Raw genomic sequence first — 13,879 nt, 5'->3', positions numbered from 1 at the left:
TGGTAAATCAACAAGCTATGGTTTACTTTTATCTCAGCCTATTTATTTGTTTGATAATCTCCAGTTGTGATATTCAAATTTCACTGACTCGTTAAGGAACATGCCATGGCGGCCAAAAAGAAACCTGCTAAGCCTTTCAACCTGACTTCAACCGAACTAAAAAAGAAAATAATCCATCATTTACACACCACTCTAGGTACCCACGAAGATAAAGCGAATGATAAAGCTTGGTGGAATGCAACCTGTGCGGCGGTGAATGAATTAGTGTTTGACCAACTCACTAATACGCAGAAAACGCACGCTAAAAAAGACACGCGAGCGGTCAATTACTTGTCCCTTGAGTTTTTGATGGGACGTTTGTTATCTAACAATTTACATAACTTAGAGTTATTTAAAGAGGCGCAATCTGCGCTTAAGTCGCTCGGTAAAGATATTTACGAGGTCTGTGAAGAAGAGCCAGATATGGCGCTGGGCAATGGCGGCCTTGGCCGACTTGCCGCGTGCTTTATCGACTCGTTAGCCACGCTGGATTACCCTGCGATAGGTTACGGCATTCACTATGAACACGGTTTGTTCCGTCAAGAGTTCAAAGACGGTCATCAAATTGAGCGCCCTGACAGCTGGCGTGAATACGGCAATCCGTGGGAAATCTGTCGTCCAGAGTCGGTACAAGAAGTGCCACTATACGGTTACGTAGAAACCGTGATTGATGATGACGGCTCCATGCGTAAAGTTTGGCACCCAAGTCGTAAGTTGAAAGGGGTTCCTTGGGATATTCCTATCGTGGGTTACGGCGCAAAACTGGTCAACGTACTGCGTCTATGGGAAAGTAAACCGGGTGAAGCATTTGACTGGGACGTATTTAATGCCGGCGGTTATGTGGATGCCCAAGCAGAAAAAGCCCAAGCTGAAACCGTTTCTAAAGTACTTTACCCGAACGACTCTACGCCGCAAGGTAAAGAGTTGCGCTTGATCCAGCAGTATTTCTTTTGCGCTTGTTCGGTGAAAGATATTATTCGCCGCTTTAAACGCGCAAACCAAGATTGGTCTGTGTTCCCGGACAAAGTAGCCATTCAGTTAAATGATACTCACCCAGCCGTTGCCGTGCCAGAACTGATGCGCATCCTAATGGATGAAGAAGGCATGAACTGGCAACAAGCGTGGGAAATCTCCTCTCAGACATTTGCTTACACCAACCATACCTTATTGCCAGAAGCCCTCGAAAACTGGCCTGTGGCGATGTTTGAACACGTTCTACCGCGTCACCTTGAAATCATTTACGAAATAAACCGCCGTTTCTTAGAAAATGAAGTGGAAGCAAAATGGCCTGGTGATGATGCCATGAAGCGTAAGCTTTCTATCATTCAAGAAGGTGACGAGCGCATGGTGCGCATGGCGTATTTAAGCGTGGTTTCCTCATACAAGGTAAACGGTGTGGCAGCCATTCACACGCGCTTAGTGAAAAAAGACCTGTTCCCAGAGTTTAATGACCTATACCCAGAAAAGATTGTTAACGTGACGAACGGGGTAACCCCACGCAGATGGTTAAAAGCGGCGAACCCAGAGCTGGCAGCCTTGTACGATGATACGGTAGGGGTAGATTGGCCAACTAATTTGCACAAGTTAAAAGACGCGTTACCGTTGGCCGATGACGCTAAGTTCCAAAAGAAATTCATGAGTATTAAGCGCAAAAATAAAGAGAAATTGGTAACAGAAATTGCCAAGTTGACCGGTGTTGAAGTCAGCGCTGATGCGATCTTTGACATTCAAATCAAGCGTTTACACGAGTATAAACGGCAACAACTTAACCTTATCCATATTTTGACCTTGTACCGCCGTTTGTTGGAAAATCCTGATTTAGACATGGTTCCTCGGGTATTTATCTTTGGCGCGAAGGCTGCTCCAGGTTACCACATGGCTAAGCAAATTATCTTCGCACTCAACAAGATTGCCGATAAGGTGAACAACGACAATCGTATTCAAGACAAGCTGAAAGTGGTATTTATGCCTAACTATCGTGTGTCTTTGGCTGAAAAACTGATCCCAGCAGCGGATGTGTCGGAACAAATTTCTACGGCTGGTTTAGAAGCTTCTGGTACAGGTAACATGAAGTTGGCGCTAAACGGAGCCCTGACCGTAGGTACTCTAGACGGTGCTAACATAGAAATTGCCGAAGAAGTGGGTGATGATAACATCTTTATCTTTGGCCTTGATGTTGACCAAGTGGAAGCCGTTAAAACCAACGGTTACAACCCGTTTGACTATTACTATTCAAACCCTGAGCTTAAAGCGGTGCTAGATTGGTTAGACACTGACTTCTTTACGCCTGGTCAGCCAGGTGCGCTGTCAGACATTAAGAAGAGCCTGCTAGATTGGGGCGATCAGTACTTATGCTTGGCTGACTACCAAAGTTATTGTGATGCTCAAAATGAAGTGGATGTGACCTATCGTGATAAGAAATTGTGGGCTAAAAAGGCCATCATCAACTCTGCCACTATGGGCAAGTTCAATTCAGACCGCTCAATCCAAGATTATGTGGATACCATTTGGCACCTTGAGAAGTGTCCTGTGAAAGGTTAAACCGGTTAAGCGCTCGCTCGCACTTTGTTAAAGGTCGAGCTGGCGTACCTTGCTATAGTTAAAGGAAGCGCTGTGCTTCCTTTTTTTATGGGCGAGTATCGATACGGGTTGCTGTGCTCTGCTGTTTAGATGGCTTGCCTATCTGATAAACTTTTATGTGCAAATGGCGATGGTGGGGTATAAAACATGAAGCCCATTGATCTAGACCGACTCGCGTTAGAGGTGAAGGTGTCTAACGCATACCGACAAGGTTGGTGCCAAGTGTGGCAGCCGGGTATCTTTTATTTTCAACCCCGCATTAGAGTGGCTGACGCGGCTTTGGTTATCTCTGCCGGCGTTCATGGCGATGAGATAACTCCCATTGCGTTAGCGGGCGCTTTATTACACTGTTGGCTAAAGCAGCCACCACGCCAAGCGTGTTTACTGATATTTGCCCACCCTGCAGCCATTCAAGCGCAGCGGCGCTATATACAAACCAACCTCAATCGATTATTTACCGCTGAGCCGCGTCCAACTCAGGCAAGCCAAGAGCAGGTAAGAGCCATTGAAATTGAAACGGCGCTGGATCATTTTTATCACTTGCACCCAACTAAGCAATATCACCTTGATTTTCATTCAAGTATTCGACCATCTGTGTACCCCAGCTTTGCCTTAGTGCCACATTGTCCGCAACAAGATGAAATTCATCAACTAGAGCCCTGGCTCGGCAGCCTCGGGGTGGAAGCCATTGTTTATACCCACTACATCAATCACACCTTAAGTTATGGCAGCTCATTGCGAGGGGCGTTAGCCATTACCGTTGAACTAGGTCATAACTTGCCTTGGCAAGATGTCGATATGGCCGCTTTATTGCCGTGGCAAAAAGCCATTTTACAATGGTCACAAACGGGAGACATTGAAACATTGACTCCCCAACCTTTGGCAATTAAACGGTTTGATGTTTTGCGGCAAATTTATAAGAGGGATAACGGCTTTCGTTTATCGTCTTTTGCTTGTGGTGCCAATTTCAGCTGTGCGCAACAAGGGCAAATATTGGCTTACACAAAAGATAATCTTATCAAAGTGAACGCGGAGCAAGAGTGGTTGTTGTTTGCCAATGACAAAGTAGAGCTGGGTGCGAGGGCCTTAGTGTGTTTAACGGCCCATAACAAGTGATAAGGGCCGTACATTAAGCGTTGCTTAAGCGTGTGAGTTGGGTTTAGCGGCTTTCTCTGCTGGCTTTAGCTAAATCTCTCAAAAGCAGCTCTGTGTCTTGCCAGTTGATACATGCATCAGTGATGCTCTTACCAAACACTAATTCTTTACCGTCTTCTACCGCTTGATTTCCTTCTTCGATAAAGCTTTCAATCATTACTCCGGCAATCGATTTACTGCCTGCACGCATTTGCGCCATGATGTCGTTGGCGACGTCCAGCTGTTTTTTATACTGCTTTAAGCTGTTGCCATGGCTAAAGTCCACTACCAGTCTAGGTGTCAAGCCGACATCGCTCAGCTGCTGCTCAGCTTGAGCTATATGCTTGGCGCTGTAATTGGGGCTTTTGCCGCCCCGTAAGATGATATGGCCATAAGGGTTTCCCGCCGTTTTGTATATGGTCATGCGACCAATCTTGTCTGGTGAATAAAAAATATGGCGGGCTTTGGCGGCTCGAACGGCATCTAGCGCAATTTGTAAGTTACCGTCGGTACCATTTTTAAAGCCCACAGGGCAAGACAGTGCCGAGGCCATTTCCCGGTGGATTTGACTCTCTGTGGTACGGGCGCCTATCGCTCCCCAAGTAATTAAGTCCGCGACGTATTGCCCTGTTACCATATCGAGAAACTCGGTCGCGGTGGCCAAACCCAGTTCATTGATATCGAGTAATAAATTGCGGGCAAGGGTAATGCCTTTATTGACGTTATTGCTACCATCAAGATCAGGATCGTTGATTAACCCTTTCCAGCCGACTACCGTGCGTGGCTTTTCAAAATAAGTGCGCATGACAATGCACAAGTCATCAGATAGTTCATCTTTCAGTTTAACTAAACGTTTGGCATAGGCCAGTCCCGCTTCTGGATCGTGAATAGAGCAGGGGCCAACAATGACCAATAAACGTTTATCTTCGCCAGACAAAATCGCTTCTGTTTCGCGTCTCGCTCTGGTCACAACACCGGCAGCGGCGTCGGTCAATGGACGATGCTCAGCCAGCTCAGCAGGGGTAATGAGGTAATCGAGTTTTTCCGTTCTCAGTTCATCTGTTTTTAAAGGCATAATATGGGTCATAAATAACTTTAGATGAAGTCACCATAGCGAAAAAGCCGGCAACAGAAAAGTAAAACCCTCATTTAATCTCGTGTTGCTAACAAGCATTAGTAAATATGACTAAAATGTAAAACCCGCAGGTTTTAGCCCTTTTGTACTGGTGAAAATATACGGGGGAGGTAGAATGCTCAACCACGGAGCCGGCGTATTATGGCTGGCTTTAAATAACTAACGGCCATTTTGTATTCTAGGTATTATTTCATTGCATCAGTACACTGACCTTATTCGTATTTTCAATGATTGTTTTTTAGCGTCCCACAATACGATGCTTGTCGCGGGAGAGAGCGAACCCATCTACTTGCCTGCAGACGGCGATTGTAAGGTGCACAGGATTATTTTTGCTCATGGTTTTTTTACCAGTGCGTTGCATGAAATTGCGCATTGGTGCGTAGCGGGCCCGCAGCGGCGGTTGATCGAAGACTATGGCTATTGGTATGCCCCCGATGGCCGTGATGCCGAGCAGCAAAAAGCGTTTGAAAGCGTCGAAGTCAGGCCGCAGGCGTATGAGTGGATATTAAGTCAAAGCTGCGGCCTTGGGTTTAATGTTAGCGCTGATAACCTTTCCGGCATTGCGATAGACAGATTAGCATTTCAGCACCGGGTTCATGATGAAGTCAGCCAAATACTGATTGCGGGCTTAAACCCAAGAATGGCGCAATTGAGTCAAGTCCTCAGACAATTTTATCAGCAGCCCGCGCTGCAATTTTCCCAATTTCAGTACTCAGGAATGTATTTTAACCTGAACTCGGGATAAGCAGCGCCTCACAACACAGCTATTTGGGTCCCTTTCTGCGTTGTCGCCACTGCCAATAGCGGGCTATTGGACATGTGGCTCCGCCTTGACAGGAACCAAACTATCAGTATTGTGGCAAAATTAGGTTATTTCGAGAGTGGTAAGTTTGTACTTAATTAAAGTTTTATTATTTATCATATGATTACGACACTCATCATCCCGAGTTCAGGTTATTTTAAGGAGTCACAGCATGCATGATTTTTATCACGCGATTGAGCAGGTTATCGGCGACATTTTAGACCAAGGTGACGACGACGAGTTATTTGCATCGGGTTACTTATCGGGTCACTTGAGCGTTGCCTTAGCAAAATGTGAGGAGCAAGAGTTGGAAGCCAAGCAAGACTTTATTTCGGAAATGAGCAAGAGCCTACAACAAGCTTATCACGCTAAAGAGCTAGCCCCGCCGGATCAAGCTTTGGTAGAGCAAATGTGGCTAAGGTTACAAAGTGCGGGCGAGCAGTAACAGCCTGCTGGAGGCATTGACGATATTGCAAACCATTTAAGGCGCCAAGCCAAAGCTTAGCGCTTAGTTTAGATTATTTTGCCATGCAAACTTGGTTGCGGCCCGTTTCTTTGGCCTTGTATAAGGCTTGGTCGGCAGCTTCAAGCCACTCCTTGTGGGTTTTCATTGTTTTATTTACTTCTGCTACGCCTAAACTGACCGTGAAGTTAATGGCGGTACCATCATGATGCACCACTAACTGTTCAATGCCTTGGCGTAATCTTTCAGCAAACACCTTGGCATGATCAGCTTGGGTGTCGACCAGGTATACGGTAAATTCTTCTCCGCCATAACGCCCAGCAACGTCAGATTCGCGAAGGTTATCACGCACACATTGAGACACCGCTTGAATAACTTTGTCTCCAGCCTGATGGCCATAAGTATCATTGACCTTTTTAAAGTGGTCGATATCAAATATGACCAAGCTGGTTGCTTGTTCGGTACGCTTGTAGCGGATAAATTCTTGGCTAAATTGGGACTCCCAGTGGCCACGATTAAACAGCTGTGTCAGCGCGTCAATTCGGCTTAAATCTTTTAGCTGATCATTAACGTCTTTAAGTTGCAGTTTATTCACCGCGCTATCGGTTACATCATAGATAATCAAGCTGACGTGAGACACTTCACCGTTGAGGTTAAGCAGCGGTATAATGGTCATGTTTTGATACATGAACTCAGCCGTGCCAGTAATAGGGCGATAGTTTTTAAACTTAAAGATGTGCGGACGCTGTTCCCAAGTGGTAAACGCACGGTTTTTGAGCATAAACACAGATTGAATTTTATGCATCATCCAGTCTGCGGGTAGCTCTTCAAAAGCATCAAACATATTGGCATTTTGAACCTTACTAGCGCCTTTGCCGCTGTGGTTCTCCATAAAGCCATTCCATGCTTGAATTTTATATTCTCGGTCTAATACCACTAAGCCAACATCAATGGTTTGTACCATCTCGACCATCCAGTGGAACTCTTTTAAATCAAATCCAGTATTCATGGCTAGTTCAACAAATAAGTTAGTTTATTATTTAAGGTGGTGATGGAGTCTTCGGTAAACAGCATTAGTAAGTCACAATGAATATTATGGCTCTCAATTAAGTAATTTACCTCAATCGCTAAGGTCTGCTGCCAACGATTGGCGTTTTCACTCATCAACTCCGAGATTTGGCAATGCTGGCCAAGCACTACAGGGTGACCTTGGCTAAAACTCATGTCCAGTTGTTCGGCAAACCCTTTTAAGAAGGCACCAATAAGAATGTTGGATATGTCCATCATGACTTCAATTTCTGAATGGCGATTAAGCGTGCCTTTAAAGCCCATCAAATCTGCCATGTCTTGAAAGCTCGAATCATGGAACAGAATCAATGCTTCCCCAGCGATGCCAGCACCGATATAACCCTGGCAAACCGCTGAAATGGTGTCTTCTTCTTCGGCCGAGGCCAATGCCATAGTAAGTTCGCTGACTTCCAATAAGTTGACGTTGGGAATAGGCAAAGAGATAAAAGCTTCCAACAGCTGACCTAATAGGTCGCCGGCTTGGCCCATCGCAACGTTCGCGACTTCTTGGTAAGCATCGCGAATATTGTTTTCTAACACTATCTTTGGCCCGGTGTAAGGGCTTTCTTTAAATCCAGCTAGATCTGGCTTCGCAGTGCTAATCTCAGGTACCGCTTTTGCCGCTTCCTGAACGGGCGCATCGTTAGCCTCTGGCTTTTCAGTTGGCTGAGGTGTCGCTGCAACGGGTTCATCGGGTGATGTTTGAGAAGTGAGAGGGGGCAGCAAGTCTTTCTCTTGCACAATGCCGTACTTCACTAGTATATCAGCGATTTTTTCTTTGCTTACAGGCTTTTTGATAAAATCGAGAGCCCCAAAACCCATTACCTTTTCATGGGCTTTAGGTTGTACATCGCCGGACACAACAATCACCATGGCCGGTAGATCTTCTTTGCATATCGCTTCTAGCACTTCATAACCGTCCATCACTGGCATATTCAAGTCGAGAAATACCACATCGCCTTTGCCGGCGCGGATCGCTTCGATACCTTCGCCGCCATGAGTCGCAAATGTTATGTCCACATCCCAGTGATCGGGTAAGCTTCGAGCCATTTGTTTGCGAGCAAGGGAGGAGTCGTCGCAAATTAAAATTGGTAAAGACATAGTTTATCCTTAAAACACTTTCGATCATGATAAAAGAGATAACGTCTTAATACTCAGTATGAGTTCAAATTCTCTTTATATATGATTATTTTTTCACTAAAAGCTCTGTTTTTATTTGGCAAAACCTATAATAACTGGTGGAAATATCTAGCGTGCCTATCACTCTGTCTTCATACTTTTGCCATGCTTTCAGGCTTTTGATTCTGGGACAATAACAAAATTGGTATTTTTGCTTTGTCATTACTCAAAACTTTGAACTGCGAACTTGCTCATTTAGGCGCTGAATGTTAGCTTGAGTCCGTTTGAAATATGGGTCTGAATTTAATTCATTTGTGGTCATTCACAGGGAAAATCTTTAATTAAAATGAAACGCTTAACATTGCTCTCATTGTTGTTTTGTAGCTTGTCTTTAGGCTTATCTAATGCGACAGCAAATAGCTGGGAACCGTCCCCAAAACTAAAACAACTTGCTCCAAATGTGAATGTGAACTTTAGGTTTTATGATATTGAAGCTGAAAGTTTATATGAGTTATTCCAAAAAGTTAGACTAGTTGGCCCAGCCGGTCAAGCAGGTAACAAAGCGGCGGGTAAGGCTAGCTACCACATGAACTGGCAGCTGTTATTTGAGAAAAAAACCAATATGTGCCGGATTGGTAACGCCACGGTTGACATTGACATTGAAATTGTTGTGCCGCGTTGGTTAAACGTCGATGACCAGTCAGAGAAGTCGCAGCAAAACTGGCAAATATACTTAGGTGCATTGCTTGATCATGAAACGGGTCATAAAGACATCGTGATTGATGCCGCTGACGAACTGATTGCGGATATTCAACAAGCCGCTGCCAAAGGCAGTTGTGATACTATTCAAAAAGCCATTGACAAACGTGGTTTTAATTTACTTACAAAAGCGCGCAAAGTAAGCGACGAATATGACAGAAAGCGCAAGCTGACTTTCCAATAAGCCAGCTATAATTGCGAAACCTTTAATGACGCGTAAAAAGGAAGACCTAAAAAGGCCTTCCTTTTTTTATGCTCCTCACCCAGTATCGGTTCGGGTTAAGGTTGAACAAACCGTCGAGCCCCACCGGTAAGGGCTCAGCAGTTAATTCAGAGGCCATTAGCTCGGCTAAGAGTGGGGCTGTGCATATTCCGCGTGAGCCTAATGCCGTAAAGGCAAATACATGCTGATAACTCAATGCTTCCGGTATACTTACTTCCTTTTTGTTACTGTTTAATGCCGAAGTAAGGTAGGCCGGTTTATTTGGCAGTTTGCCGACAAAGGGGAGGTTATCGCGGGTGCCACAGCGAACACTCACGCGCCCTTTTAAGGTCGACACATCTACTGTATTTGGCCAGTCTTGTTGTGAAAAAGACGTGACAATTTTTTGTTTGTTTTCTTGCTGCTCTGCTTCACTGAATGCAGTGTCATCTTTGTTTCGGCCATAACTTGCGCCAATACAATGTTGGCCATTGTGCGCAGGGGTTAAGTATCCTTGGTAGCAAAGTACCCGCTTAAGCGGCGCCAGTACTGTATTTGTATCAATATGACTGACTTGACCTCTTACTGGAAAAAGTGGCAACTCGGCGGCCTGCTCAAACTGCAGGATATTGGCGCCATTAGCCAATATGATTGCGCTAGCCTGATAGTTTTTTTGCTCTTGGTCGGTAATGCTCACCCCTTGTTTACTTTCTGAAAAGGCAATGATCTGGCTGTTGAGATGCAAGGTTAACAGCCCACTTTTTTGCGCATCCTCCAGTAATGCTTGTGTTAACTGACGCGGGCTTAACCACGCGCCATCAGGATAACAAAGCCCGGGCAAGTCTATTTCGACGCCTGCAAGTTCTTCACTTTGCTTTGCAGAAGTGTTGTAAACCAGGGCCTTGGGGTATTCGGCAGCCATTACCTTATCGCGCTTGGCGATGGCTTTATCGCGATAGGCTAACTCAAGCACACCGCAAAAATCGTGGTCAACGACTGCTTTGAATGCTTCAATTTGTTGTTGGCTAAATTGAAATGCATGACAATAAAAGTGGCTGTTGGTTGCGTTATCGGGGGTTAATAGCGGATATAAAGCGCCTTGACGATTACCCGACGCGCCTTGGGCTGGCTTGTGATCTTGGCAGTGTAAATGAACTTTAACCCCTTTATTGACCAAAGCAAAAGCCAAACTCGCACTGGCTAAACCGCCGCCGATAATGCAGACATCTTGATAAGGAGCGGTGACCGCTCGCTCGGTGAAATCCCTTTGCAATGGATGGGTATCGCGCTCGAAGCGACCCACGAGCATTTCCCGTTTGTAGCCATAACCTTTGCGCTTAGCCATGGTGAAGCCTGCGTCAATGAGGCCACGGCGAACAAAGCCTGCGGCAGTAAAGGTGGCCAATGTCGCATCATGTTTGGCCAGTCGCGCCATTTGTGAAAATAACTCAGGTGACCACATATCTGGGTTTTTACTTGGCGCAAAGCCATCTAAAAACCATGCGTCTACCAGTCCTTGTGGTGGTACAAACATATTGGGTAAGCTGTCATGAATGTCCCCAAGCCATAAATCAAGAACCACTCGGCCATTGTCGAACATGAGGCGGTGACAACCCGGCGTTGCGTAGGGGTACTTGGCAATTAACTGGGCCGCATATTGTTGTAATTGTGGCCATTGCTGTAATGCTTGTTGCAAATCGCTTTGGCTCAAAGGGTATTTCTCAAAGCTGATAAAATACAATCGCTGCAGTGGCGATTCTTGATCCCCTTGGCGAACTTTAAATTCGTCAAATGCCTGCCAGCTGTTTAAAAAATTCAGCCCAGTACCAAAGCCTGTTTCGGCAATGACAAAATGGCGATGGGAGTGGACTTGCCACCGCTCAGAGAGCTGATTCCCCGCTAAAAATACGTACTGACTTTCTTGCTGGCCATTATTGTTGGAGAAATATACATCATCAAATTGAGTCGATGTGGGTGTCCCTTCTTGGTTCCAACTTAAGTCGGCCTGCTGGAGTTTTTGATTTAACAAAGCAAAAAATTCTTAGTTATGGCATGATGTCACCGATTTTACCTTAAATTGTCGAAATCCGACCAGTTGTCATAAACTAAATGCTATTATGGTCGGCAACAAGAGAACCACAGGGTCTATAAATGAGAAGAGCAGTCATTACAGGTATCGGTGTTATTTCTAGTATTGGTAACAATAAAGAAGAAGTACTCGAATCACTACAACAAGGCAAATCCGGTATCCGTTTTTCTGAGCAGTTTGCTGAAGTAAATATGCGCAGCCACGTATGGGGCGCATTGGGTGTGACCCCAAAAGATCATATTGACCGTAAAGTGATGCGCTTTATGGGTGACGCGGCAGGTTTTGCTTACCTCGCAATGCAGCAAGCCATTGATGATTCCAAGCTAACCGATGAGCAAGTGTCAAATGAACGTACGGGTCTAGTGGTAGGCTCTGGTGGTGGTTCATCAGAAAACCAAGTTGCAGCTGCGGATATCCTTCGCGCAAAAGGCGTTAAACGTGTAGGCCCTTACATGGTGCCAAGAACAATGGCCAGTACTACTTCGGCTTGTTTGGCAACGCCGTTCAAGATTAAAGGCGTGAACTATTCTATTAGTTCGGCGTGTGCGACCAGTGCTCACTGTATTGGTAATGCCCTTGAACTTATTCAACTGGGTAAGCAAGACGTGGTGTTTGCCGGTGGTGGTGAAGAGCTTCACTGGACACTAGCGATGGAATTTGACGCCATGGGCGCACTTTCTACTAAATATAACGAAACTCCAGAAAAAGCATCTCGTACTTACGATGCCAATCGCGACGGCTTTGTTATCTCTGGTGGCGGCGGCATGGTTGTTGTTGAAGAGCTTGAGCATGCACTGGCTCGCGGCGCCAAAATTTACGGTGAAGTAGTCGGTTATGGAGCAACGTCAGATGGCTATGACATGGTTGCGCCTTCTGGTGAAGGTGCCGTGCGCTGTATGAAACAAGCAATGGCTACGGTAGACAGCAAAATTGACTACCTAAACACTCATGGTACTTCGACGCCTGTAGGCGATGTGCGTGAATTAGAAGCTATTCAAGAAGTATTCGGTGGCGATGCACCAAAAATCAGTGCCACTAAATCAATGACGGGTCATGCCTTAGGTGCTGCCGGTGTGCACGAAGCCATATACAGTCTATTAATGGTTGAACACGGTTTTATTGCGCCGAGCATCAACATTGATGAAGCTGACGAAAAGGCTGAAGGTTTGCCAATTGTTAAAAACCAATCTGAGAAAGCAGAACTGACTACGGTCATGTCTAACAGTTTCGGTTTTGGTGGCACTAACGCGACCTTAGTTTTCAAAAAAGTATAACCTTTTCTTAAAGTGACAAAAGCAGAGCATGATGCTCTGCTTTTTTTGTTCCAAATTTCCACACCACCTTGTTGACGACATTGAATGAAAATTTACCTTGATTCAAATATACCGTACGCTGAGAAAATGTTTGCTGGCCTCGGTGAGATAGTCTTGTTTGAGGGCCGTAGCGTGACCGCTGACGACCTGGTTGATGCCGACGTGCTTCTGGTTCGCTCTATCACTAAAGTGAACCAAGCATTACTTTCAAAAAACGAACGTTTACAGTTTGTTGGCACTGCCACCATAGGCACAGATCATGTGGATCAAGCATACCTTGCAGACCGCGGGATTAAGTTTACCAGTGCACCTGGTTGCAATAAAAAGTCAGTGGCCCAGTATGTGGTCAGCGCCGTTCTGGTGCATGCTGAAAAACACCTAATTAACCTTCAAGGTAAATCCGTGGGCATTGTTGGCGCAGGTAATACCGGCAGCGCAGTGTTTCATAAACTCACGGCTTTAGGCATGAAGTGTCATTTATGTGATCCGATTTTGGCTAATACTGACGACCCTCGCACCTTTGTTGATTTGAATAAGATCATGGAATGCGATTTTATATCTTTGCACGTACCCTTAACTCGTGACGGTGAATACCCAACGCACCACTTGTTTGATCAACAACGATTACGCCAACTCAGCCAAGATCAGGTTTTGATCAACACGGCCCGTGGTGAAGTCATCGATAACCAAGCTTTACTGCAACGTGTTGAGTCAGGCTCGCAGCCGAGCTTAATTTTAGACGTATGGGAAAACGAGCCTAATATCGAGATGGCACTTTTACCGTATACTGAAATTGCTACCCCGCATATTGCAGGATACAGTTTAGAGGGTAAAGCCAATGGCACAGAAGTGCTTTACCGAGCGTTATGCCAGCATTTAGGCAAAGAAGCTAAACTTAAAGTGAGCAGTCTTCTGCCACAAGCTGTGGTGGATAATATTCGGGTTAATTCACCCTTAAACCAAAGCTTGGTCAAGTCTTTAGTGCACTTGGTGTATGACGTAAGGCGAGACGACCATATTTTCCGGATGGGCATCGCCTCACCGGACGGCTTTGACAACATGCGCAAGCATTATCGGGAAAGAAGAGAATTCTCAACGTTGACGGTGAGTTTAGACCTACAGCAAAATGATCATCTATTAGCCGCACTGGGCTTTTCAATAAAACATTAGGAGTAA

Annotated in this window: 11 protein-coding genes; 7 read left to right on the top strand and 4 right to left on the bottom strand. The window is 45.5% G+C overall.

The features are described from left to right. Positions 1–105: 105 nt before the first annotated feature. On the top strand, positions 106–2,580 hold the full coding sequence (locus tag D1Z90_RS09925) for a glycogen/starch/alpha-glucan phosphorylase (RefSeq protein ID WP_119910594.1): 2,475 nt from the start codon (positions 106–108) through the stop codon (positions 2,578–2,580). A gap of 186 nt (positions 2,581–2,766) precedes the next feature. After that, positions 2,767–3,735 carry a succinylglutamate desuccinylase gene (locus D1Z90_RS09920; RefSeq protein ID WP_119910593.1) on the top strand — a complete coding sequence of 323 codons (969 nt, stop codon included), beginning with the start codon at positions 2,767–2,769 and terminating at the stop codon, positions 3,733–3,735. A gap of 43 nt (positions 3,736–3,778) precedes the next feature. On the opposite strand, the gene D1Z90_RS09915 is transcribed toward D1Z90_RS09920, so the two are convergent. Beyond that, positions 3,779–4,828 (bottom strand): 3-deoxy-7-phosphoheptulonate synthase, encoded by a 1,050-nt coding sequence (locus D1Z90_RS09915; protein ID WP_119910664.1) that lies wholly within the window; start codon positions 4,826–4,828, stop codon positions 3,779–3,781. A gap of 253 nt (positions 4,829–5,081) precedes the next feature. Here D1Z90_RS09915 and D1Z90_RS09910 point away from each other — a divergent pair, with 253 nt between their 5' ends. Then, on the top strand, positions 5,082–5,633 hold the full coding sequence (locus tag D1Z90_RS09910) for an elongation factor P hydroxylase (RefSeq protein ID WP_232525233.1): 552 nt from the start codon (positions 5,082–5,084) through the stop codon (positions 5,631–5,633). 229 nt (positions 5,634–5,862) lie between these two features. Beyond that, a complete protein-coding gene (locus tag D1Z90_RS09905; RefSeq protein ID WP_119910591.1) occupies positions 5,863–6,135 on the top strand; it encodes a YfcL family protein in 273 nt (90 codons plus the stop codon). Positions 6,136–6,208: 73 nt separating this feature from the next. Here the strand turns inward: D1Z90_RS09905 and D1Z90_RS09900 are convergent, their stop codons facing one another. Both D1Z90_RS09900 and D1Z90_RS09895 read right to left on the bottom strand, forming a co-directional pair. Continuing rightward, on the bottom strand, positions 6,209–7,162 hold the full coding sequence (locus tag D1Z90_RS09900; protein WP_119910590.1) for a sensor domain-containing diguanylate cyclase: 954 nt from the start codon (positions 7,160–7,162) through the stop codon (positions 6,209–6,211). Positions 7,163–7,164: 2 nt separating this feature from the next. Further along, entirely contained in the window at positions 7,165–8,322 is a 1,158-nt protein-coding gene (locus D1Z90_RS09895; protein WP_119910589.1) for a response regulator, read from the bottom strand. A gap of 364 nt (positions 8,323–8,686) precedes the next feature. Here D1Z90_RS09895 and D1Z90_RS09890 point away from each other — a divergent pair, with 364 nt between their 5' ends. Further along, positions 8,687–9,283: a DUF922 domain-containing protein gene (locus D1Z90_RS09890; RefSeq protein WP_119910588.1), complete on the top strand. Its 597-nt coding sequence runs from the start codon at positions 8,687–8,689 to the stop codon at positions 9,281–9,283. Positions 9,284–9,329: 46 nt separating this feature from the next. On the opposite strand, the gene mnmC is transcribed toward D1Z90_RS09890, so the two are convergent. Beyond that, positions 9,330–11,330: a bifunctional tRNA (5-methylaminomethyl-2-thiouridine)(34)-methyltransferase MnmC2/FAD-dependent 5-carboxymethylaminomethyl-2-thiouridine(34) oxidoreductase MnmC1 gene (mnmC, locus tag D1Z90_RS09885; RefSeq protein ID WP_119910587.1), complete on the bottom strand. Its 2,001-nt coding sequence runs from the start codon at positions 11,328–11,330 to the stop codon at positions 9,330–9,332. 122 nt (positions 11,331–11,452) lie between these two features. Here mnmC and fabB point away from each other — a divergent pair, with 122 nt between their 5' ends. After that, positions 11,453–12,664 (top strand): beta-ketoacyl-ACP synthase I, encoded by a 1,212-nt coding sequence (gene fabB, locus D1Z90_RS09880; RefSeq protein WP_119910586.1) that lies wholly within the window; start codon positions 11,453–11,455, stop codon positions 12,662–12,664. Between the two features lie 84 nt (positions 12,665–12,748). Continuing rightward, the gene (locus D1Z90_RS09875; protein ID WP_119910585.1) at positions 12,749–13,873 is read left to right on the top strand and encodes a 4-phosphoerythronate dehydrogenase; all 1,125 of its coding nucleotides are present in this window, start codon (positions 12,749–12,751) and stop codon (positions 13,871–13,873) included. Positions 13,874–13,879 lie beyond the last annotated feature (6 nt).

It is taken from the genome of Motilimonas pumila (assembly GCF_003596335.1).
GTDB classification, from domain to species: domain Bacteria; phylum Pseudomonadota; class Gammaproteobacteria; order Enterobacterales; family CBDFNC01; genus Motilimonas; species Motilimonas pumila.
The sequence above is the reverse complement of the archived record's forward strand: the minus strand, read 5'-3'. Positions and strand labels throughout refer to the sequence as shown.